Here is a 20,892-nt window from a genome sequence, read left to right as displayed (position 1 = left end):
AAAGAAGCCGTGATCGGCAGATGCGCGCCTTGGAACGCAAGGCACGCAAACTTGGATTGCAGCTGGTTAAAGCGGCTTAAATTTTAAGAGCAAAAACAATGAGTTATTTTTTGTTTGATAAGAGCTGGCTTGCCTGCGAAGACGGTAGTGAATTCACCATCGCCATCGCAGGCAAGCCAGCTCCCACAGGGTTCAGCGCCAGCAACAACCCTCACAATAATAAAGGGGCACACCACGTGACCACGCCAGACAACGGCTTTGCAGAGATCACCCACCGCGAACTCGGCCTGCGGCGCCAGCTCACTTGCGGCCAGATGAGCATGATCGCCATCGGTGGCGCCATCGGCACCGGGCTGTTCATGGGCAGCGCCTACGCCATCGGTTATGCCGGGCCCAGTGTGCTGGTGAGCTACGCCATTGGTGCGTTGATCACCTTGCTGTTGATGGGCTGTCTGGCGGAAATGACCGTGGCGCATTCCACCTCGGGCTCCTTTGGCGCCTACGCCGAGTTCTATATCAGCCCGCTGGCGGGCTTTCTGGTGCGGTATGCCTACTGGGCAGCGATAGTACTGGCGGTGGGGGCCGAGGTCACGGCGGTGGCGATGTACATGAAGTACTGGTTCGCCAACGTACCGGAATGGGTGTGGATCGTGTCGTTTTCCAGCGTGTTGATTGTGCTCAATGCGATCAGCGTGAAGACCTTCGGCAACTTCGAATACTGGTTCTCGACGATCAAAATCAGCGCGATCGTCGGCTTCATTATTCTCGCGGTGTACGTAGTATTCGGCTCCGGTAACCCGGACTACGGGGTGCAGAACTACACCGCCCATGACGGCTTTTTTCCCCATGGCTTGAGCGGCATGTGGGTCGCGGTGATCGTGTCGATCTTCAGCTACTTGAGCGTGGAGATGATCGCGGTGGCCGCCGGTGAAGCGGCGGACCCGCAACAAGCAGTGAAGAAAGCGTTCCGCGCCACCATCGTGCGCCTCGTGGTGTTTTACCTGCTGACCCTGGCGCTGATGCTCGCCATCGTGCCGTGGAACCAGGCCGGGCAAACCCAGAGCCCATTCGTCACAGTGATGCAGACCATCGGCATTCCCGGCGCCACCGGGGTGATGAATTTTGTGATCCTGATTGCGGCGCTGTCGGCCATGAACAGCCAGCTCTACATCACCACGCGCATGATGTTCAGTTTGTCCCGCGCCGGCTTTGCGCCCAAGTCCATGGGCGCCTTGAGTAAGAGCGGCATTCCGTTGAACGCGTTGTTGCTGTCCAGCTCGGGCATCGCCCTGGCGACGTTGCTCAATGTGGTGTACCCGGAAAGCTCGTTCACCCTGATGATGGCGATTTCGATGTTTGGCGCGATCTTCACCTGGTTCATGATCTTCCTCACGCACCTGTTTTTCCGGCGCTATCGCACGCGTCACGGCGGGCCGACGTTATCCTTCCAGATGCGGCTGTTCCCGTACAGCACCCTGCTGGGGCTGGTGCTGATGGGCGCGGTGATGATCACCACCTATTTCACCGAGGCGTTCAAGATGACGTTGGTGTTTGGTGTGCCGTTTCTATTGATTCTGTCGGCGGTTTACTACGGGTTTTTCCGCAAAGGCAGGGCCAAGGCGTCGAACAAGGCCTTGGCGTAGCCCGGCAGCTGTTCGAACGAGCGCGCACATAGCAGCAGCTTTCGGCAGGCCCAATCCTCTTGCAACGGTTGGGCCTTGAAGCGACGTTCCGGCTGCCCACGCTCCAGTGCGGCCTGGGGCACGATACCCAGGCCGGCGCCACCGGCGACCATGCGAATGACGCCATCAAAACCCTCGGCACGGATGCGCGTCTGCAAGCGAAAGCCTGCGTGCAGCGCCTGTTCTTCCAGGTACACCGACAGCGCGCTGTTGGCGGCGAGGCCTACGTAGTCGTGTTGCAGGCTGTCGATGAAGCTCACGTGTTGCGTCGTCAGTGGATGATCCAGCGGCATGATCAGCGCCAGCGGATCGTCACGAAACGCCAGGGTCTGCAGGCCGTGGGTGTCTACGGCGTCGGAAATGATCCCAAGGTCCGCCGTGCCCTGACGCAAGGCCTGGGTAATGCGCAGGCTCGGAAGCTCTTGCAGGTCGATATCGAGGTTGGGGTGCTCGCGCAAAAAGTCCGCCAGCAACTCGGGTAAGTATTCGCTGAGGGCGGTGGTGTTGCACAGCAGGCGCACCTGGCCTTTGATGCCGTTGGCGTATTCCGCCAGGTCCTGTTGCAGGTGCTCGGCCTGTTGCAAGAGCAGGCGGGCGTGGCGGGCCAGCGCTTTGCCGGCGGGCGTAGGGGTGACACCCCGGCGCCCGCGTTCGAGGAACTCGATGCCCAGCGAGGCCTCCATTGCGCGAATGCGGGCGCTGGCGGCGGCCAGTGAAAGATGGCTGCGGGCCGCACCGGCGGTGATATTGCCGGTGTCAAGGATGTGCAGGTAGAGGCGCAGGTCGATCAGGTCAAAGTGCATGGCTGTTTCTCGGGTGACTGGACCGGCGTGATCGCAGGCATCAGCCTCACACAAAACAAGAGGCTGCCTCAGTATATGGCGAATTTCAGCCCTCATCGAAAAGCTCCACAATCCCTCCATGAATACCTTTCTCGCCTTCTACCAAACGATCGGCCCAGCCCTGACTCTGCTGGTCATCGGCACCTTCCTACTGGCCGGCACCGTCAAAGGTGTGATCGGCCTCGGACTTCCCACTGTAGCCATGGGCCTGCTCGGCCTGGCTATGCTGCCGGCGCAGGCTGCGGCATTGCTGATCATTCCGTCGACGGTCACCAACCTCTGGCAATTGGCGGTCGGCGGCCACTTGAGCGCGTTGACCGAACGCCTGTGGCCGATGCTGCTGCTGATATTTCTCGGCACCGGGTTTGGTACTTTGTGGCTGGGCATGGACGGTGGTGGCTGGGTGGTCCATGCATTGGGCGGGGCGTTGCTACTTTACGCACTCAGCGGATTGTTCCTGCCCACGGTCAAGGTCAAGCCCCAGACCGAACGCTGGCTTGGTCCTCTGTGCGGAGTAATCACAGGCGTCATTACCTCGGCGACTGGCGTATTCGTGATTCCTGCGGTGCCGTATCTGCAAGCCCTGGGCTTGAGCCGCGACCAGTTGGTGCAGGCGCTGGGGCTGTCGTTCACCGTATCGACCCTGGCGCTGGCGGCCGGGTTAGCCTGGCGCGGCACCCTGGGCGGTGGCGAAATCAACGCGTCGCTGCTGGCACTGGTGCCGGCGCTGCTGGGCATGTGGCTCGGCGAGGCGCTGCGCCAGCGCATCAGTGCGGTGCTGTTCAAACGCGTATTTTTCATCGGCATGGCGCTATTGGGCGGTCACTTGCTGATCAGTGGTTAAAGGCGCAACAGTTCAATCTCTCGGTGTAAGCTGCTGCGAACGGATAAGAGAGAACGCCGTGTGAAAGCCCGATCCGATGAGCTACAGATCTTCGTCAGCGTGATTGAGTGCGGTTCGATTTCCGCCGCCGCCGAACAGGTCGGGTATACGCCCTCGGCGGTCAGCCGCACCTTGTCGCGCCTGGAAGCCAAGCTCGACACCACGCTGATCAACCGCACCACGCGGCGCATGGACCTGACCGAGGAGGGCAAGTACTTCTTCGAGCAGGCCAAGGTGATCCTGGCGCAGATGGATGAGGGGGTTTGGGGAGCAATGGAACCAAAAACCAACGTAAGCCCTACCACCTTCGCTCGGAGCCCTCTTCCCAGGCATCCGCCTCGATAAAACAATTGCGCATCTCGGCCTCTTGGCTGATCTCGGTCAGCAGATCATGTACCGTCTTATCCAGTGCCTCATCGTTGCGATATGGAATGCTCAGCGCGTAGTTGCCCGACTCCAGTGGCTTCATGCCATAGGGTTCCAGGCAGTAACGCTCGATGTTCTCCTTTGCCCGCTTTTTGCCACGCACGAACTTGCTGTTGTTCTCTACGGCCAGGCGCAATATGACCGTCGCGACTCGTTCGGCATCATCCACCACCGGTGTGACTGTGATGCCGAGCTGCTGGGAGATTTTTTCGGATGCGCCGATTTTTATGCCTCTATGCCGGAGGTAGCGGTAAAGCGTGCTTTTGGATATGTGCAGTTTCTTGCCAATGGCGCTCACACTTAACCGACCCTCGCGGTACAGCGTTTCCGCAGCCATAGCCGTCGCTTCAGCTTGAGCGGGTAGCCCCTTTGGACGGCCACCGACTCGACCACGTGACCGTGCAGCAGACAAGCCTGCTTGTGTGCGCTCACGGATCAATTCGCGCTCGAACTCTGCCAGCGAAGAGAACAGGTTGAACACAAAGCGGCCTTGCGCGTGAGTGGTGTCGATTGGGTCATTCAGACTTTGCAGTCCAACGTTGCGAGCGGCCAACTCACCGACCAATTCGACCAGGTGCTTGAGCGAACGTCCCAATCGATCCAGCTTCCAAATCACCACGGCATCGCCGGCTCGCACATGAACCAATAATTTATCCAGTTCCGGACGTGCGCTTTTTGAGCCGCTGGCAACATCTTGATAGATCCGCTCGCACCCTGCCTTTTTCAGGGCATCGATTTGGAGGTCGGCGTTCTGATCCCGAGTGCTCACCCGCGCATAGCCAATTTTCATCAAAAGTACCGTTTACTCAATAGAGAAATTGAAAATAGAACCTTGATTAACGATACCAGTATTTAAAACAATAATGAGTTCTAACTCAGAGCTGGGCAGGTCTTTCGTTAAAGTTTTATAAAACGAGGGTTTTATCGAACAATTGCGGCGCAGTGAGAATCGAGTGTATAAACACACAAACACCTATTGCTGGAAAAAGCCATGAACACCACTCGCTGGAACGTCGCCGTCTCGACCGACACCGACCAATCGCTTCGCATGTTTCTGGCCAGCCAAGGGGGTGGCCGTAAGGGCGACCTGTCGCGCTTCATCGAAGAAGCGGTGCGGGCACACATCCTGGAACTGAGCGCCGAACAGGCCAAGGCTTCCAATGCCCATCTGAGTGAGGCAGAACTGACCGAAGCGGTTGAAGAAGCACTCGACTGGGCACGTAAGCGCTGATGCGGGTTGTATTGGATACCAACATCCTGTTCAGTGCGCTGATCTCACCACATGGTGCTCCTGATGCAATCTATCGGGCCTGGCGTGCGGCCCGTTTCGAGGTTGTGACCTCACGAGCACAGCTCGATGAAATTCGTCGTGCCAGTCGTTACCCCAAGCTTCAGGCCATCCTTCAGCCTGCCAAAGTGGGGGCCATGATCAATAACCTGCAACGGGCGATGGTGCTGGAGCGCTTGACCATCGAGATTGAAGCCGATGATCCAGATGACTCCTTTCTGCTGGCCATGGCCTTGGCGGGTAATGCGGACTACCTGGTAACCGGTGATCGGCGTGCTGGCCTTTTGCAGCGCGGACATATCGAACGCACGCGGATTGTTACCCCCGCCGTGTTCTGCTCCGAGGCACTGTGATCGATGCCGGTTGGTTTTCTGACTCAGGAGCAACGCGACGGCTTTGGTCGCTATGTCGATCCGCCCAGCCGTGAAGAGCTGGAGCGTTACTTCCACCTGAGCGATGAAGACCGTGAAGCCATCCAGGTGCTGCGGGGTAACCATAACCGCTTGGGCTATGCCGTTCTGCTGACCACCGTCCGCTTCGTCGGTGTTCTGCCGGACAAGCCCGCGGCTGTGCCGGTGGAAGTCCTGCATGTACTTTGTCGGCAATTGGCGATCACTGCCCCTGACTGTCTTGCACGTTATAGCGATCATCGTCGCTGGATACATGCGGCCGATATTCAAGAGCGCTATGGCTATCGTCATTTTACTGACCCTGGTATCGGCTTTCGTTTGAGCCGATGGCTGTATGCCCTCTGCTGGACGGGCACTGATCGTCCTGGCGTGCTGTTTGAACGAGCTACCTCATGGCTGCTCACACAGAAAGTCCTATTGCCCGGAGTTTCCCAGTTAGAGCGTTTCATTGCCCAACTGCGCAGCCGGGTTGAAGAGCGCCTCTGGTACACCTTGGGTCGTAGCTTGAGCGAGGCGCAACGGCAACAGCTCCAGGACTTGCTTCTGGTGGCCGAAGGCAACCGCAGTTCCCGGCTGGATCAACTACGCTCCGGCCCGGTGATGGTCAGTGGCCCCGCACTGGTTCGGGCGCTGCGTCGGCTGGATGATGTGCGCGGGTTGGGAATCGCCTTGCCGCCAGCTGCTCATATCCCACCCAGCCGCATTGCAGCCTTGGCCCGCTTTGCCAACACCGCCAAGGTCACGGCCATCAATCGACTGCCGGCGTCGCGCCGGTTGGCGACGCTGGTGGCATTCGCGGTTTCCTTGGAAGCCAGTGCGCATGACGATGCTCTGGAAGTGCTGGAGGCGCTACTGCGTGATCTCTTCAACAGAGCGGAGAAGGCTGACAAGAAGGCTCGGTTGCGCAGTCTAAAAGACCTGGATCGCTCGGCGGCAATGCTCGCCGCTGCGTGCAAGGTCGTGCTGGATAGCACGATCAGCGATGACAACGTCCGTGCCCGGCTGTTCAACGACCTGCCACGTGTCACGCTGGAGAAAGCCCTAGAAGAGGTCAATGCGTTGATCCGTCCGGCCAACGATGTATTTTACCTCGCTCTGGAGGAGCGCTACCGCAGCGTGCGCCGTTTTCTTCCTGATTTATTGAAACATATTCGCTTCGGTTTCAGCCCCGCTGGCAAGGGAGTGGCGGCCAGTCTGGACTGGTTGCAACTGAACCTGCCTCGTAGAAAACCGGAGAATGACGCGCCGCAGGAGATCGTGGTTAAGGCTTGGCAGAAACACATCACCCGCGAAGATGGCTCCCTCGACATGGGCGCCTATGTATTCTGCACGCTCGATGCACTGCGCACCGCCCTACGCCGCCGCGATGTCTTTGTTTCACCCAGTTGGCGTTATGCCGACCCGCGTATCGGCTTGCTCGATGGTGCTGAATGGCTGTCGGCGCGACCGATCATCTGTCGGTCACTGGGCTTGACCATCGACGCCAAAACCACCTTGGGCGCCTTGTCTGCCGAGCTGGATGCGACTTGGCACGCAGTCGCCGCTCGCCTGCCCGACAATCCTGCGATCCAGTTGAGCGAGAATACAGAGGGCAAAACCGAGCTGTCCCTCGGAGCGTTGGAGAAGCTGGAAGAACCCAACTCGCTGCTGCAACTGCGTGCAGCCGTGGCCGACTTGATGCCGCGTGTCGATTTGCCGGAAATCCTATTGGAAATCGCCGCGCGTACCGGCTTCGCTGAAGCGTTCACTCATGTGTCCGAACGCAATGCGCGGGCCGACAATCTGGTGACGAACCTGTGCGCGGTGCTCCTGGGGGGAGCCTGCAACACCGGCCTTGAACCATTGATCCGCAACGACAACCAAGCACTACGCCGTGACCGATTGTCCTGGGTCAGCCAGAACTACCTCCGTGACGACACTCTGTCAGCAGCCAACGCCATACTGGTGGCTGCGCAAAGCCAACTGGAACTGGCTCAGGTCTGGGGCGGCGGCGAAGTGGCCTCCGCCGATGGTATGCGTTTCGTTGTACCGGTGCGCACCGTGCATGCCGGCCCTAACCCGAAGTATTTCGGTACCGGTCGCGGCGTCACCTGGTACAACCTGGTTTCCGACCAGTTCTCCGGTCTAAACGCCATCACGGTGCCCGGTACCCTGCGCGATAGCCTGGTATTGCTCGCAGTCGTGCTGGAACAAGAGACCGAATTGCAGCCCACACAAATAATGACCGATACAGGGGCCTACAGCGACGTGGTGTTCGGGTTGTTCCGTCTGCTCGGTTATCACTTCTGCCCGCGCCTGGCCGATGTTGGTGGTACCCGCTTCTGGCGCACGCACCCAGAAGCGGATTACGGCAAGCTCAACGGACTTGCCCGCCAGTCGGTCAAACTCGACCTGATCGCCGAGCACTGGGATGATTTGCTGCGCCTGGCCGGATCGCTCAAGCTCGGTCGGGTACCGGCGACCGGCATCATGCGCACGCTGCAAACGGGTGATCGTCCGACCCGCCTGGCCCAAGCGCTGGCAGAGTTTGGGCGGATAGAAAAAACTCTGCACACGCTGACCTACATCGATGATGAGTCCAAGCGCCGCGCCACCCTGACCCAGCTGAATCGCGGCGAGGGCCGGCACAGCCTGGCGCGTGCCGTGTTCCATGGCAAACGCGGCGAGCTTCGTCAGCGCTACCGCGAAGGTCAGGAGGATCAACTCGGTGCCTTGGGCCTGGTGGTGAACATCATCGTGCTGTGGAACACCCTCTACATGACGGCGGCCGTGGAACGGCTAAAGCAGCACGGCTACCCGGTGCTGGACGAAGATCTGGCTCGGCTGTCGCCGCTGATCTTCGAGCACATCAATATGCTGGGACGGTACTCCTTCGCGGTACCGGAAGAGGTCGCCCGAGGTGAGCTGCGGCCACTGCGTAATCCGGACGACGATATTTAGGTGCGCAGGGAGGGGCAGTCATGCCCTTTATTGATCAGGGTGGGGCATCCTGGGCGGGACTGATTAGATGTGAGTTTACTTTCGTGAAAACCAGCGTCTCGGCTCATATTGGGTGGGAACACAGCATGTGTGGAGGAAAATACTAACAAATGCGATCCATCCAACTGCATCATTACCTTGAAGGATCGGTTTTAGTGCAGGGAAAATAATATCATATCCGTATTTTACGGTACTCATATGAAATGACCCAAAAAAAATAGTTAGAGATAAACATATAAAAAACCATCTCCACTTGAATTTTTCACCAGAAAAAAATCTCGACAAGAAATATAAAGAAGACAGCACCATCAAAGATAGCACTAGATATGCAATTGAAACTATAATATTATTTGTCATTACCTTTGTACTCCAGGTACATTGATCTGCCTGTCACGCTATCGCTAACCCCTTCAAATATAAGTGCACTACTGCCCATTGTCTTATATGATTTTATATAATCAGTATTTATATATCTATATAGGCGCCAAGCATCTGGCTTTAATACCATTCTTCCGACGCCATATGCAGAAAGTCCTAAGTCAACAGTACCATAAGCCATATTCCCTTCAAGTGCGCCGCCGCCGAGTAGTTTAGCGCCCTCCTGATAAACCTTCCTGACGGGGCCTTGGGTGTCAGAACGATTCTCTAAGAGGTTACGTCCGTTCTCATAGAGATTATTAGCGCCATGGGCCATCATGGGGGCACCTGCGAATAGGCACAGCGTACCGGCTGAGCCGTAGCAGATTCCGGCCCCTGTTGCGATTTGAAATGCCCCGGCGATTGCTCCCACGCCTTTTTGAGCAATCTCAAATGACTGGCTCAGCAGGCTGCTCTGTTCGTTTTTGAGGTCCTGCAGGCCCTGCTCAGGGCTTTTTTTGCCCTGCGAGACATCATTAACAATGCTTTTGGCATAATAAGCGACTTCGCGGTTGAATTGTAAACGCAGCGTGCCGTCTTTGATGTATCTAACACCCAATGTGCTGGCTTGGCTTCCAAGTTTTCCAGCCGCGGCACTGACCATCCAGTAGTCACAGCTACCAGGCATGCAACTTTCGTTTGTTGGTTTCATTCACTATTTCCCCACGTACTATATCCGCTGGTGCCCGCAGAGTGGTGGGTCCACGTGATGTCTCGGTAACGAATGGCGACATGTTCTTGCGGTTCAGCGTCGTTCTGCAAAATAGCGTGGGGCATTTCAAGTGTCAGGTCAGCAATAATTCCACCATTGATAGAGATAGAATAGAATTTTTCCTGCAGGCCAAAAGAAGACACGCGATAAAAACTGATGATGCAGTTTATTTCTTCTCTAGATGAGAGTGCTTGAGCGAGAAGCGGCGAGGACTTATCAACGTTTTTGGTTATGATAATTGGATGATGCGTTGGTTTATTAATATTTCCGACATTTGCCATATTATGGCTGTAAGACAGCACCATGATTTCGTCCGCATGCCCTGTCTGACACTTGTTGCCAATAGAATCTTGGGTTGAACAACCCGCCGAAATCAGTCCTTGAGCCTTGCCGGTGATGGTCATGTAACCGTGGTTAGCCATACGTGACACTCCTTTTTAGTCAGCCGGACATACTATTGCAAGGGTTTCAGTCGCGCTGTAGGTAGTTGTCGAAAATTTTTACGGAATATTTCTAACTTAGGTCTGCCAGCTATCGGCGGTTCGGTGAAAGACCCGGTCAGGTAAGTCTGTGGTCAGGTCGCGAAACCAGGTTGTCCGAGCTCAAGTGCATTTTCTGCTCCGTTGGTCCCCTTTGACCGAGATCAGCCAAGAGGCCGAGATGTGCAATTGTTTTATCGAGGCGGATGCCTGGGAAGAGGGCTCCGAGCGAAGGTGGTAGGGCTTACGTTGGTTTTTGGTTCCATTGCTCCCCAAACCCCATGAGCTGGAGGAACGCCTGTCGTCGCGCCAGAAAAAGCCCGCCGGGCGTCTGCGCATCAATGCCGCCGTGCCGTTCATGCTGCATGGCATCGTGCCGTACATCGCCGAGTTTCGCAGCCTCTACCCGCAGATCCAGCTGGAGCTGAACAGCGATGATCTGATTATCGATTTGCTTGAGCAAAGCACCGACATCGCCATTCGCATCGGCGCCCTGGCCGATTCCACCCTGCATGCACGAGCCCTTGGCAGTACGCCGCTGCATATCCTCGCCAGCCCCGACTACCTCAAGCAATACGGCACACCGTCCACGGTCACCGAGTTGGCGGACCACACCTTGCTGGGGTTCACCCAGACTGAAACCCTCAACCACTGGCCGCTGCGCCATGCAGACGGTGACCGCTGGCTGATCCAGCCCAGCGTGGCCGCCTCCAGCGGCGAGACCGTGCGCCAGTTGGCGCTGGAGGGCCAGGGTATTTGCTGCCTGTCGAACTTCATGACCGGCGCCGACATCGACGCCGGGCGCCTGGTGCCGGTGCTGGAAGCGTTCAACAGTGGCTATCGCCAACCAATCCACGCGGTGTTCTACCGCAACTCGCAACTGGCGTTGCGCATCCAGTGTTTCCTCGACTTTATCCAGGCCAAGCTGGCGCGGTATGCGCGCTGATTCGTGACTCTTGCGCAAGAGTGAATTGGGTAAACGGGGCTTATTCGTCACGGATCAGCCCGTGATACTGGCCCCATCACTTATTCAGTCAGGAGCATTCTCCATGAACGTATTCGTCACCGGCGCAGCCGGTTTTATCGGTGGTTCCATCGCCACTGGCCTGGTCATGGCCGGCCACACCGTTACCGGCCTGGTGCGCAGTGCCGAACAAGCCGCCGAGTTGACCGCCCTGGGCATCACCCCGGTAATCGGCACCTTGGATGACAGCGCCGTGTTGACCGAGCAGGCGCAAAAGGCCGATGCGGTGATCAATGCCGCGAGCAGCGACCATCGTGCGGCCGTTGAAACCCTGCTGGCGGCATTGAAGGGCTCGAACAAGCCGTTCCTGCACACCAGCGGTTCAAGCATCGTCGGTGATGCGTCGGGTGGCAAAGGCAGTGATGTCATCTACTTCGAAGACAACCTTCCTGAGCCGACTGTCGATAAAGCGGCCCGTGTCGCCATCGATAACCTGATCCTGGCTGCCGCTCAGGACGGTGTGAATTCGGCAGTGATCTGCAACACGTTGATCTACGGCCACAGCCTGGGCGTGAAGCGCGACAGCGTGCAATTGCCGCGTCTGCTCAAGCAAGCCCGCAAGAGCGGGGTGGTGCGTCATGTGGGCAGCGGGCAGAACATGTGGTCCAACGTGCACATTGAAGACGTGGTTGCGCTGTACTTGCTGGCGCTGGCCAAGAATGTGCCAGGCACTTTTTACTTCGTGGAAAGCGGCGAGGCGTCGTTTATCGACATGACCACGGCCATTGCCGAAGCCTTGAAACTGGGTAAACCGCAGGATTGGCCACTGGCCGACGCCGAGGCTGAGTGGGGGTATGAAATGGCGAATTATGGTTTGGGCTCCAACAGCCGGGTGCGGGGCAAGCATGCCCGTGAACTGTTGGGCTGGGCGCCGAAGCGGACTTGCGTTGTGGAGTGGATTCGCCACGAGAGGGTGTGATGTTCGCTTGAGACCGAGCTGCTGCCTTCGCGAGCAAGCCCACACATTTGACTGCATTCCAACGTTGAAACTCGGTCAAGTGTGCGCGGGCTTGCTCGCGAAAGGGGCCACTCGGTCTGTCTGGTTCACCCGACACTGGCCCCGCCGCGCTCAATTCCGTACCATTCCCCGCCTTATCCCCCGCATTACCCTGGTACCTCATGAACCTCACCCGTCTGCGCGCCGATGCCCTGGCTGGCCTCACCACCTCTTTTGCGTTGCTGCCCGAATGCATCGCCTTTGCCCTGGTGGCCCATCTCAACCCGCTGATGGGGCTCTACGGCGCTTTTATCATCTGCACCCTCACGGCATTGTTTGGTGGTCGACCCGGCATGGTGTCCGGTGCGGCAGGCTCGATGGCTGTCGTGATTGTTGCGTTGGTGGTGCAACACGGCGTGGAGTATCTGCTGGCCACGGTATTGCTGGGCGGGTTAATCATGGTTGCCTTCGGCCTGCTGCGCCTGGGCAAGCTGGTGCGCATGGTGCCGCACCCGGTGATGCTCGGCTTCGTCAACGGCCTGGCGATTATCATCGCCCTGGCACAGTTGGAGCATTTCAAAAGCGGTGAAACCTGGCTCAGCGGTACGCCGCTGTACGTGATGGCCGGCCTGGTGCTGGTGACCATGGCCATCGTCTACCTGCTGCCGCGCATCACCCGCGCCGTGCCGCCCGCGTTGGTGGCGATCCTCGGCGTCGGCCTGGCGGTCTACCTGCTTGGCCTGCCAACCCGCACCCTTGGCGACATGGCCCACATCGCCGGTGGCCTGCCAACGTTCGCGCTGCCGCAAATCCCCTGGACCCTGGAAACCCTCGGCATCATCGCGCCCTACGCGTTCCTGATGGCGATGGTTGGGCTGTTGGAAACCCTGCTCACCCTCAACCTCACCGACGAAATCACTGAGACCCGTGGCTACCCCGACCGCGAAAGCGTGGCCCTGGGCGCAGCGAATATGGTTTCGGGCCTGTTCGGCGGCATGGGCGGTTGCGCGATGATCGGGCAAACCGTGATCAATCTCAGCTCCGGCGGGCGCGGGCGTTTCTCCGGGGTGTTTGCCGGGGTGATGATCTTGCTGTTCATTCTGTTTCTGTCACCGTTTATCGAGCGGATTCCGCTGGCGGCGCTGGTGGGGGTGATGTTTGTGGTGTCGCAACAGACTTTCGCCTGGGCGTCGCTGCGCGTGATCAACAAGGTGCCGCTCAATGACGTGCTGGTGATTATCGCGGTGACGGTGATCACCGTGTTCACCGACCTGGCCACGGCGGTGCTGTGCGGCATTGTGATCGCAGCGTTGAATTTCGCCTGGCAACAAGCGCGCGAGTTGTATGCCGATGAACATCTTGAGGCCGATGGCAGCAAGCTCTATCGCCTGCACGGCACGCTGTTCTTTGCCTCGACCACACCGTTCCTGAATCAATTCGATACGCCCAATGATCCGGACCGGGTGACACTGGATTGCCGCCACCTGAGCTTTGTCGATTACTCGGCGATTGCTGCACTGATGACCCTGCGCGAGCGCTACACCAAGGCTGGCAAGCATCTGCGGGTGCTGCATTTGTCCGAGCGCTGCAAGAAGTTGCTCAAGCGCGCCCGGGTACATCATGAGTAAGTGATCAAGGCCCGACCAGGGTTTCCAGTTCCTGGGCGCGGGTCTGGGTCATGTCCAGCATGCAGCCGGTACCGTTGACCTGGTCGATGGTGCCGCCGGTGGCGGACCCTGCGAAGCCGCAATTGGCGTCACGGTACTTTATCCACAGGCGCTGCACGTCTTGCAGTTGTTGCTTGCGCGCGCCTTTCTGGGCGGCGAGGGCGGTTTTGTAGGCCTTGTTCAGGCGCGTGTCCTGGACCTTGGCTTCCTTGACGTTGCAACTGACCATTTCTACGGTCGTGTTGGCGCCGTCCATGCATTTTTTCCAGGCCGCGTTGTCGGCGGCTGAAGCAGTGCCACACAGGGCTAGAAGCACGGCACCGGCAGCAAGGGATGTGCGAATCATGGTCGATATTCCTGAGCTTAAAGGGATGTGCATTCTATGACTCAAGCGCTCGCGCTGAGTTTCCAGCCTTTTCTGAACCTCATGTAAGAACACCCCCCGAGTTTTCATGTACGGCTGTCGCGCATACCCCAACGCGACAGCGCTTACCCGTGGGCGAAAATCACTTTCATAGCATTTGAAAATGCCCTTCGGTAATGATTTATGAGTTTCACAACCCACTCGACGTGACCCTTTCCGAGGAGTACCGCATGGCCGCATCACCGGGCTTCGGGCTATTGGCATACGCTGCCATCGCTATCATTGCTTTGATCGTGCTGATTGCACGTTACCGGCTCAACCCGTTTATCGTCATCACCCTGGTGTCCATCGGCCTGGCGCTGATGGCCGGGATGCCGGCGGATACCATCATGGGCTCCTACGAGGCGGGCGTCGGCAAGACCCTGGGACATATAGCTTTGGTGGTTGCACTGGGCACCATGCTGGGCAAGATGATGGCCGAGTCTGGCGGTGCCGAGCAGGTGGCGCGCACGCTGATCAACCGGTTTGGCGAACGCAACGCGCACTGGGCGATGGTGTGCATCGCGTTCCTGGTGGGGCTGCCGCTGTTTTTCGAAGTCGGTTTTGTGTTGCTGGTGCCGATCGCCTTTACCGTAGCGCGGCGCGTGGGCGTGTCGATCCTGATGGTCGGCTTGCCGATGGTCGCCGGTTTGTCGGTGGTGCATGCGCTGGTGCCGCCGCACCCGGCGGCGATGATGGCGGTACTGGCGTACAACGCCTCGGTAGGGCAGACCGTGCTGTATGCGATTTTGATCGGCATTCCCACGGCAATCATTGCCGGCCCGGTCTATGCCAAATTCATCGTGCCGCGTATTCATCTGCCGGCGGAAAACCCGCTGGAACGCCAGTTCATCGAGCGCGAACCGCGCACGCGCCTGCCGAGCTTCGCGCTGACCATGGGCACTATCCTGTTGCCGGTAGTGTTGATGATGATTGGCGGCTGGGCCAACGTGATTTCCACCCCGGGCACGGGCTTTAATCAATTCCTGCTGTTTATCGGTAACTCGGTGATCGCGTTGTTGGTGGCGACGTTGGTCAGTTTCTGGACCTTGGGCCTGGCCCAGGGCTTCAACCGCGAGTCGATCCTCAGGTTTACCAATGAGTGCCTGGCGCCGACCGCCAGTATCACCTTGCTGGTGGGGGCGGGCGGCGGGTTGAATCGAATCCTTGTGGACGCTGGCGTCACCCACGAAATCCTCGGGTTGGCCCATGCCTTCCATCTGTCGCCGCTGGTGATGGGTTGGCTGTTCGCTGCACTGATGCGTATTGCTACAGGCTCTGCCACTGTCGCTATGACCACCGCCTCCGGCGTGGTGGCGCCGGTCGCCATGGGCCTGGGTTATCCACACCCCGAATTGCTGGTGCTGGCCACCGGCGCGGGTTCGGTGATCTTTTCCCACGTGAACGACGGCGGCTTCTGGCTGATCAAGGAATACTTCAATATGACGGTGATCCAGACATTCAAGACCTGGACCGTGCTGGAGACATTGATCTCTCTTGTCGCCTTTGGTCTGACGTACGGTCTGTCCTGCATTTTGTAACCCGGAGACCCCATGGACATCCTCTACCAGATCCGCGCCCGCCAGGATTCCTTCAGCGCCGGTGAAGGGCGTATCGCCAGGCTGATGCTGGAGGACGTGGGCTTTGCCGCTTCGGCCAGCCTGGAAGCGTTGTCCCAGCGGGCCGAGGTCAGCACGGCGACCTTGTCGCGGTTTGCGCGCAGTGTGGGGTGCCGGGATTTGCGCGACTTGCGCCTGCAATTGGCCCAAGCCAGTGGCGTCGGCAGCCGCTTCCTGGACCCGGCGGGGTTGCCGGAGCAATCGGCGTTTCATCGGCAGATTCTGGGTGATATCGAGGCGACTTTGCGTCAGCACTTGTCGGGGTTCAACCAGGCGAGTTTCGTTGACGCGGTCAGCCTGCTGGGCAAGGCACGGATGATCCACGCGTTCGGCATGGGCGGCCCGTCGAGCCTGTGCAGTGATGAATTACAGGTGCGCTTGGTGCGCCTGGGCTATCCGATTGCGGCTTGTCATGACCCGCTGATGATGCGCGTCACGGCAGCGACCTTGGGCCCGGACCATGCATTGATTGTGTGTTCCCTGACCGGCCTCACCCCCGAGTTACTGGACGTGGTGGAACTGGCGCGCAACTACGACGCGCGTGTCGTCGCCATCACCCTGGCCGATTCGCCCTTGGCCCAGTTGGCGGATGTGCTGCTGCCGTTGCAACCGGCCGAAACCAGTTTTATCTACAAGCCCACCGCCGCGCGCTACGGCATGCTGCTGGCCATCGACCTGCTCGCCACCGAGCTGGCGCTGGCTATGCCCGACGACAACCAGGAACGCCTGCGCCGGATCAAGCTGGCCCTGGACGATTACCGCGGCGGCCCCGATAGCCTGCCGCTTGGAGACTGATATGAAGTACGACACGTTGATACGCCAGGCGCTGATCATCGATGGCCGCAATACGCCCGGCTACGTTGCTGATGTAGGGTTACGCGACGGGCGCATCGAGACGATCGGTGACTTGTCGGCGGCCGTGGCCGAGCATGAAATCGACGCCATGGGGCGCGTGCTGGCGCCGGGTTTTATCGACGTGCACACCCACGATGACACCGTGGTGATTCGCCATCCGCAAATGCTGCCCAAGCTCAGCCAGGGTGTGACCACGGTGATCGTCGGCAATTGTGGCATCAGCGCCTCGCCGGTGGTTTTGCGCAGCGATCCGCCGGACCCGATGAACTTGTTGGGCACGCGCGAGGCGTTCACTTATCCACGTTTTGCCGACTACCGCGCGGCGGTGGACGCGGCGCATCCGGCGGTGAACGTTGCCGCACTGGTCGGTCATACGGCGCTACGCAACAACCATATGGACGACCTGCACCGCAGCGCCTCGCTGGATGAAATCACCGCCATGCGCGTGCAGTTGCAGGAAAGCCTTGAAGCCGGCGCCCTTGGTTTATCCACAGGCCTGGCCTATGCCAGTGCGTTCAATGCCGAGACTGATGAAGTGCTGCAACTGAGTGAAGAACTCACCGCGTTTGGCGCGGTGTACACCACCCATTTGCGCAGTGAATTCGAGCCGGTGCTGGAGGCGATGGACGAGGCGTTTTTGATTGGCCGGCATGCCAAGGCGCCGGTGATTATTTCCCACCTCAAATGCGCCGGCGCGGGGAATTGGGGGCGTAGCCCGCAGCTGCTGGCATCGCTGGAAGCGGCTGCTAAAACCCATCCAGTGGGGTGTGATTGTTATCCCTATGCGGCGAGTTCTTCGACCCTGGACCTCAAGCAGGTGACTGACGCGTTTCGGATCACCATCACCTGGTCGACACCGCACCCGGAGTTGGGCGGGCGCGACTTGCAGGACATCGCCGCCGAGTGGGACGTTTCGTTGATGGATGCAGCGCGTCGCCTGCAACCGGCAGGGGCTGTGTATTACGGGATGGATGAAGACGATGTGCGCAAGATCCTGGCGCATCCATTGTCGATGGTCGGGTCGGATGGGCTGCCGGAAGACCCGTTTCCACATCCGCGTTTGTGGGGGGCGTTTCCACGGGTATTGGGGCATTTCAGCCGGGATGTCGGGTTGTTTGCGCTGCACACGGCGGTGCACAAAATGACCGGCTTGTCGGCGGCGCGTTTTGGTTTGGCCGAGCGCGGTGAAATCCGTGAAGGGCACTGGGCCGACCTGGTGTTGTTCGATCCGCTGCGCGTGCGCGATGTGGCGGATTTCAAAGCACCGCAGCGGGCGGCGGAAGGCATCGATGGTGTGTGGGTCAACGGCGCGTTGAGCTACAGCAATGGGCGCGCGAATGGCCGGCGCGCAGGGCGCTTCCTGGCGCGCAGTGGGGATTTGCGCCGTGGATTCGTGGCGGGTGGATAGACCGGGTTATCGTTCATCGCAGGCTTGCCTGCGATTGCGATCTGTCATTCAACACGGGAAACCCTCTATAGTTTTGGTTTTCAGACACGGAGGCGGATACATGCACTTAGGAAAAGTTACCCCCATAGTGCGAATTTTCGACGAGGCCAAGGCGTTGGAATTCTACGTCGACTTCCTGGGGTTCAAGGTAGATTGGCAACACCGTTTCGAGGCGAATTATCCGTTGTACCTACAGGTGTCGCTGGGTGAGTGCGTGCTGCATTTGACTGAGCATCATGGCGACGCCTCGCCGGGCTCGGCAGTGCGTATTCAGGCGCAGGGAGTGGATGCGTATCAGCAGCAATTGGCGGGCAAGGATTACCGGTATGCCAAGCCTGAAGTTGAGGACACGCCTTGGGGCTCGCGCGAGATGAGCATCAAGGATCCGTTTGGGAATCGGGTGGTGTTTGTCGAGGAGAGCGAGGGCTGAGGGGTAAATCGCAGGCAATAAAAAACCGCCTTAGTAGGGCGGTTTTTTATTGCAATCCCAGTTAGTGGCTGGGGTTGCGACTTCATTGGAAGCTATGACCCGCATCCTAAGGCTCACGTGTTCCGGTAAGTGCGCTGGAGGTAAGGCCCAACTTACGGAGGGCCGAGTATGTTTAAGTTTGCACGACGTACATGGAACCTCGTAGTGAACTGCCTGCGTGCTTATCACGTATGGAAGTTCCTGCGGGACAGTTTTGATGACCGTTAAGGTCTGAGAAGGGGAGCCGCTTCGGTGTAGGCCGAGGCGGCTTTTTGGTTTCTTAAACCCGGAAGTGGCTGACCATCTGCTGCAACTGGCTACCCAACCGCGCCAGTTCCACACTCGACTTGGCCGTCTCATCACTCGCCGTCGCCGTCTGCTCCGAGACATCACGCACATTCACGATGCTGCGGCTGATCTCTTCGGCCACGGCGCTTTGCTGTTCGGCGGCGGCAGCGATCTGCTGGTTCATCGACTGGATGTTCGACACCGTCCGGGTGATGTTTTCCAGGGACACGCCAGCCTTGCGTGTCAGCTCGACGCTGCTGTCGGTGAGGCTGCGGCTGTTGTTCATCACTGAGGCGACTTGCTGAGTACCGTTCTGCAAACCGGCAACCAGGCCTTCGATTTCTTCAGTGGATTTCTGGGTGCGCTGGGCCAGGCCGCGCACTTCATCGGCTACCACGGCAAACCCACGACCGGCTTCACCGGCACGCGCCGCTTCAATCGCCGCGTTGAGGGCCAGCAGGTTGGTCTGTTCGGCCACGGCCTTGATCACGTCCATCACGCTGCCAATCTTGTTGCTCTCTTGTTGCAGGTGCGCCATGGCGTCGGTGGAACGCGCCACTTCGGCGGCGAGGCGCTCGATCTGGGCAATGGCCTCGGCGACCACTTTGTCGCCGGCGCGGGCTTGGCCGTCGGCCTCGGCCGCGGCCAGGGAAGCTTGCTCGGCGTTGCGCGCAACTTCCTGCACGGTGGCGGTCATTTCGTGCATCGCCGTAGCGACCTGATCGGTTTCGATCTTCTGGCTGTTCACACCGGCGCTGGTCTGCTCGGTCACGGCCGACAGTTCCTCGGCGGCGCTGGCGATCTGGGTTACGCCGTCGCGAATACCACTGATCAACTCGCGCAGGGTGGTGCCCATGCGCTGGATGCCTTGTTGCAGCACACCCAGTTCATCGCGGCGGGTCACTTGGATGGTGTGGCTCAGGTCGCCGGAGGCAATGCGTTCCACCACGGCCAGGGTGTCCTGGATGGGGCGAGTGATCTGGCGAGTGATGACCCATGCGGCGATAACGCCCACCAGCAGCGCCAGCAGTGTGCTGATCAACTGCAGGCTGCGCGCCTGGGTGCTTTCGGCGTCGCGACGGGTCAGCTGGATCTCGTACAGCTTGTCGCTGATCGTGACGATGTCGGCGCCCTGGGTGGTCATCTCGGCACGGGCGGATACGATGTTGGCGTTGGCGGCCTTGTAGTTCTGCACGGCGCTGCGATAGGCACCCAAGGCTGTTTCCAATGCGGTCAACGCGCTTTGCTGGCGGGTGCCAAAGGCAGTGTTCAGGCCTTTCAAGCCTGCAATGGCATTCTCGATTTGCGCTGCGGCGCGGGCTTCGGTCTCCGGACTGACGTTGGCGGTGTAGCCACGCACTTCGTAGCGGGCCAATTGGAATTGCATCTTCGCGTCGGTCACTGCCTGGAATTGTGCAAGGTACTCCGAACTGTCGGGCATCTGTTTAACGCTGGCTTCCAGCGCGTCGATCTGAGCATTGGCGATATCAGCCTTGTCGCCCATTACCTGGCGCGAGGCGTTGCCGTTACGGTAAGCCTCGCGCATTTTGTTCAGCGATTGCTGGTAAGCGGTGATGATGGATTTCTGCTCGTTGAGCAGCTTAAAGTTTGCCGGGCTCTTGAAGCTGTCCAGCAGTTTCTGCTGCTGGGCAGCGAAGGTATCCAGGCTCGTCTGTACGTTCTGCGCCACGGCTTCGTCGCCGTTGGCGAGCATGTACTGCAGGCGCACGATTCGCAGTTTGGTCAGGGAGGCGTTGAGCTGGGTGATGTCGCTCATCCAGTTGCTGCGGTCGATCAAGCCGCCCAGGCTGGTCCAGCCGGTGAGCGCCAGGATTGAGGTGAGAACCAGCACCAGGCCAAAGCCCAGGCCGAGTTTGAGGTTGACGCTGATGTTGCCGAACCAGCTGTTCATCGATACTCCGCAAGAATGATTTCGGTGTGCTGGACGGTGTTGTTGTTGGGGCCAGCTGAGTTATGTAGGCCTGTATCGGCGGCAATGCGTGAACCTGAAATACTTTTGTTGCCCGAATGACCAAACGGTCCCACCCTGGCAATGGGCGGGGCC

The 20,892-nt window shown here is 58.9% G+C and carries 17 protein-coding genes and 4 pseudogenes; 14 read left to right on the top strand and 7 right to left on the bottom strand.

The window, feature by feature from the left end; all coding sequences use genetic code 11:
* Nucleotides 1–236: 236 nt before the first annotated feature.
* Complete coding sequence (locus AACY52_RS02045; protein ID WP_339420532.1) at nt 237–1,643, top strand: amino acid permease; 1,407 nt, start codon at nt 237–239, stop codon at nt 1,641–1,643.
* Here AACY52_RS02045 and AACY52_RS02040 read toward each other — a convergent pair.
* Nucleotides 1,589–2,485: a LysR family transcriptional regulator gene (locus tag AACY52_RS02040; protein WP_339420533.1), complete on the bottom strand. Its 897-nt coding sequence runs from the start codon at nt 2,483–2,485 to the stop codon at nt 1,589–1,591. The genes AACY52_RS02045 and AACY52_RS02040 overlap by 55 nt on opposite strands.
* A 118-nt stretch (nt 2,486–2,603) precedes the next feature.
* Here AACY52_RS02040 and AACY52_RS02035 point away from each other — a divergent pair, with 118 nt between their 5' ends.
* Nucleotides 2,604–3,368, top strand: a complete 765-nt coding sequence (locus AACY52_RS02035) for a sulfite exporter TauE/SafE family protein (RefSeq protein ID WP_339420534.1) — start codon at nt 2,604–2,606, stop codon at nt 3,366–3,368.
* A gap of 60 nt (nt 3,369–3,428) precedes the next feature.
* A pseudogene (locus tag AACY52_RS02030) lies at nt 3,429–3,662 on the top strand (LysR family transcriptional regulator); the annotation flags it as partial.
* 43 nt (nt 3,663–3,705) lie between these two features.
* On the opposite strand, the gene AACY52_RS02025 reads toward AACY52_RS02030, so the two are convergent.
* Nucleotides 3,706–4,623, bottom strand: coding sequence for a recombinase family protein (locus AACY52_RS02025; RefSeq protein WP_339560201.1), 918 nt, complete (start codon nt 4,621–4,623; stop codon nt 3,706–3,708).
* A gap of 201 nt (nt 4,624–4,824) precedes the next feature.
* Between AACY52_RS02025 and AACY52_RS02020 the strand changes: the two genes are divergently transcribed.
* The 3 genes from AACY52_RS02020 to AACY52_RS02010 are packed head-to-tail and all read left to right on the top strand — an operon-like array spanning nt 4,825 to nt 8,471.
* Nucleotides 4,825–5,064: a ribbon-helix-helix domain-containing protein gene (locus AACY52_RS02020; protein ID WP_008371006.1), complete on the top strand. Its 240-nt coding sequence runs from the start codon at nt 4,825–4,827 to the stop codon at nt 5,062–5,064.
* Nucleotides 5,064–5,474, top strand: a complete 411-nt coding sequence (locus AACY52_RS02015; protein ID WP_339438154.1) for a putative toxin-antitoxin system toxin component, PIN family — start codon at nt 5,064–5,066, stop codon at nt 5,472–5,474. Before AACY52_RS02020 ends, AACY52_RS02015 begins: the two co-directional genes overlap by 1 nt.
* A gap of 3 nt (nt 5,475–5,477) precedes the next feature.
* Entirely contained in the window at nt 5,478–8,471 is a 2,994-nt protein-coding gene (locus AACY52_RS02010) for a Tn3 family transposase (RefSeq protein ID WP_339438153.1), read from the top strand.
* 385 nt (nt 8,472–8,856) lie between these two features.
* On the opposite strand, the gene AACY52_RS02005 is transcribed toward AACY52_RS02010, so the two are convergent.
* Together AACY52_RS02005 and AACY52_RS02000 are read right to left on the bottom strand one after the other, a co-directional pair.
* Complete coding sequence (locus AACY52_RS02005) at nt 8,857–9,579, bottom strand: DUF4225 domain-containing protein (protein WP_339438152.1); 723 nt, start codon at nt 9,577–9,579, stop codon at nt 8,857–8,859.
* Nucleotides 9,576–10,061, bottom strand: a complete 486-nt coding sequence (locus tag AACY52_RS02000) for an Hcp family type VI secretion system effector (protein WP_339438150.1) — start codon at nt 10,059–10,061, stop codon at nt 9,576–9,578. The genes AACY52_RS02005 and AACY52_RS02000 overlap by 4 nt, the downstream gene beginning before the upstream one ends.
* Before the next feature lie 211 nt (nt 10,062–10,272).
* On the opposite strand from AACY52_RS02000, the pseudogene AACY52_RS01995 reads away from it, so the two are divergent.
* From AACY52_RS01995 to AACY52_RS01980, 4 genes and pseudogenes are all read left to right on the top strand, one after another.
* Nucleotides 10,273–10,359 (top strand): annotated as a pseudogene (locus tag AACY52_RS01995) (transposase); the annotation flags it as partial.
* Nucleotides 10,360–10,395: 36 nt separating this feature from the next.
* Nucleotides 10,396–11,064: pseudogene (locus AACY52_RS01990) on the top strand (LysR substrate-binding domain-containing protein); the annotation flags it as partial.
* Between the two features lie 103 nt (nt 11,065–11,167).
* Complete coding sequence (locus AACY52_RS01985) at nt 11,168–12,061, top strand: NAD-dependent epimerase/dehydratase family protein (RefSeq protein WP_339437460.1); 894 nt, start codon at nt 11,168–11,170, stop codon at nt 12,059–12,061.
* A gap of 200 nt (nt 12,062–12,261) precedes the next feature.
* A complete protein-coding gene (locus AACY52_RS01980) occupies nt 12,262–13,707 on the top strand; it encodes a SulP family inorganic anion transporter (RefSeq protein WP_339420535.1) in 1,446 nt (481 codons plus the stop codon).
* A 4-nt stretch (nt 13,708–13,711) separates the two neighbouring features.
* Here AACY52_RS01980 and AACY52_RS01975 read toward each other — a convergent pair whose 3' ends face one another.
* Entirely contained in the window at nt 13,712–14,092 is a 381-nt protein-coding gene (locus AACY52_RS01975; RefSeq protein WP_339420536.1) for a lysozyme inhibitor LprI family protein, read from the bottom strand.
* A gap of 248 nt (nt 14,093–14,340) precedes the next feature.
* On the opposite strand from AACY52_RS01975, the gene AACY52_RS01970 reads away from it, so the two are divergent.
* The 4 genes from AACY52_RS01970 (at nt 14,341) to AACY52_RS01955 (ending at nt 18,500) form a co-directional block, all read left to right on the top strand.
* Nucleotides 14,341–15,690: a gluconate:H+ symporter gene (locus AACY52_RS01970; RefSeq protein ID WP_339420538.1), complete on the top strand. Its 1,350-nt coding sequence runs from the start codon at nt 14,341–14,343 to the stop codon at nt 15,688–15,690.
* A gap of 12 nt (nt 15,691–15,702) precedes the next feature.
* Nucleotides 15,703–16,563 carry a MurR/RpiR family transcriptional regulator gene (locus tag AACY52_RS01965; RefSeq protein WP_339420539.1) on the top strand — a complete coding sequence of 287 codons (861 nt, stop codon included), beginning with the start codon at nt 15,703–15,705 and terminating at the stop codon, nt 16,561–16,563.
* A gap of 1 nt (nt 16,564) precedes the next feature.
* Nucleotides 16,565–18,031, top strand: a complete 1,467-nt coding sequence (locus AACY52_RS01960; RefSeq protein WP_339420540.1) for a D-aminoacylase — start codon at nt 16,565–16,567, stop codon at nt 18,029–18,031.
* Between the two features lie 100 nt (nt 18,032–18,131).
* On the top strand, nt 18,132–18,500 hold the full coding sequence (locus AACY52_RS01955; RefSeq protein WP_339420541.1) for a glyoxalase superfamily protein: 369 nt from the start codon (nt 18,132–18,134) through the stop codon (nt 18,498–18,500).
* A gap of 319 nt (nt 18,501–18,819) precedes the next feature.
* Here AACY52_RS01955 and AACY52_RS32130 read toward each other — a convergent pair whose 3' ends face one another.
* Nucleotides 18,820–19,524, bottom strand: a complete 705-nt coding sequence (locus AACY52_RS32130; protein ID WP_370468001.1) for a methyl-accepting chemotaxis protein — start codon at nt 19,522–19,524, stop codon at nt 18,820–18,822.
* 198 nt (nt 19,525–19,722) lie between these two features.
* Nucleotides 19,723–20,604 (bottom strand): annotated as a pseudogene (locus tag AACY52_RS32125) (methyl-accepting chemotaxis protein); the annotation flags it as partial.
* Between the last annotated feature and the right edge of the window lie 288 nt (nt 20,605–20,892).

Origin of the sequence: Pseudomonas sp. EA_65y_Pfl1_P113, from assembly GCF_963970525.1 — a bacterium.
GTDB classification, from domain to species: domain Bacteria; phylum Pseudomonadota; class Gammaproteobacteria; order Pseudomonadales; family Pseudomonadaceae; genus Aquipseudomonas; species Aquipseudomonas tritici.
The sequence above is the reverse complement of the archived record's forward strand: the minus strand, read 5'-3'. Positions and strand labels throughout refer to the sequence as shown.

Bases quoted from the DNA above. Each gene is read 5' to 3' on its own strand.
- AACY52_RS02040 (WP_339420533.1), bottom strand. From the start codon at position 2,485: ATGCACTTTGACCTGATCGACCTGCGCCTCTACCTGCACATCCTTGAC.
- AACY52_RS02035 (WP_339420534.1), top strand. From the start codon at position 2,604: ATGAATACCTTTCTCGCCTTCTACCAAACGATCGGCCCAGCCCTGACT.
- AACY52_RS32130 (WP_370468001.1), bottom strand. From the start codon at position 19,524: ATGACCGCCACCGTGCAGGAAGTTGCGCGCAACGCCGAGCAAGCTTCC.
- AACY52_RS02025 (WP_339560201.1), bottom strand. From the start codon at position 4,623: ATGAAAATTGGCTATGCGCGGGTGAGCACTCGGGATCAGAACGCCGAC.
- AACY52_RS01980 (WP_339420535.1), top strand. From the start codon at position 12,262: ATGAACCTCACCCGTCTGCGCGCCGATGCCCTGGCTGGCCTCACCACC.
- AACY52_RS01960 (WP_339420540.1), top strand. From the start codon at position 16,565: ATGAAGTACGACACGTTGATACGCCAGGCGCTGATCATCGATGGCCGC.
- AACY52_RS01975 (WP_339420536.1), bottom strand. From the start codon at position 14,092: ATGATTCGCACATCCCTTGCTGCCGGTGCCGTGCTTCTAGCCCTGTGT.
- AACY52_RS01970 (WP_339420538.1), top strand. From the start codon at position 14,341: ATGGCCGCATCACCGGGCTTCGGGCTATTGGCATACGCTGCCATCGCT.
- AACY52_RS02000 (WP_339438150.1), bottom strand. From the start codon at position 10,061: ATGGCTAACCACGGTTACATGACCATCACCGGCAAGGCTCAAGGACTG.
- AACY52_RS02010 (WP_339438153.1), top strand. From the start codon at position 5,478: ATGCCGGTTGGTTTTCTGACTCAGGAGCAACGCGACGGCTTTGGTCGC.
- AACY52_RS01985 (WP_339437460.1), top strand. From the start codon at position 11,168: ATGAACGTATTCGTCACCGGCGCAGCCGGTTTTATCGGTGGTTCCATC.
- AACY52_RS01965 (WP_339420539.1), top strand. From the start codon at position 15,703: ATGGACATCCTCTACCAGATCCGCGCCCGCCAGGATTCCTTCAGCGCC.
- AACY52_RS01955 (WP_339420541.1), top strand. From the start codon at position 18,132: ATGCACTTAGGAAAAGTTACCCCCATAGTGCGAATTTTCGACGAGGCC.
- AACY52_RS02005 (WP_339438152.1), bottom strand. From the start codon at position 9,579: ATGAAACCAACAAACGAAAGTTGCATGCCTGGTAGCTGTGACTACTGG.
- AACY52_RS02015 (WP_339438154.1), top strand. From the start codon at position 5,064: ATGCGGGTTGTATTGGATACCAACATCCTGTTCAGTGCGCTGATCTCA.
- AACY52_RS02020 (WP_008371006.1), top strand. From the start codon at position 4,825: ATGAACACCACTCGCTGGAACGTCGCCGTCTCGACCGACACCGACCAA.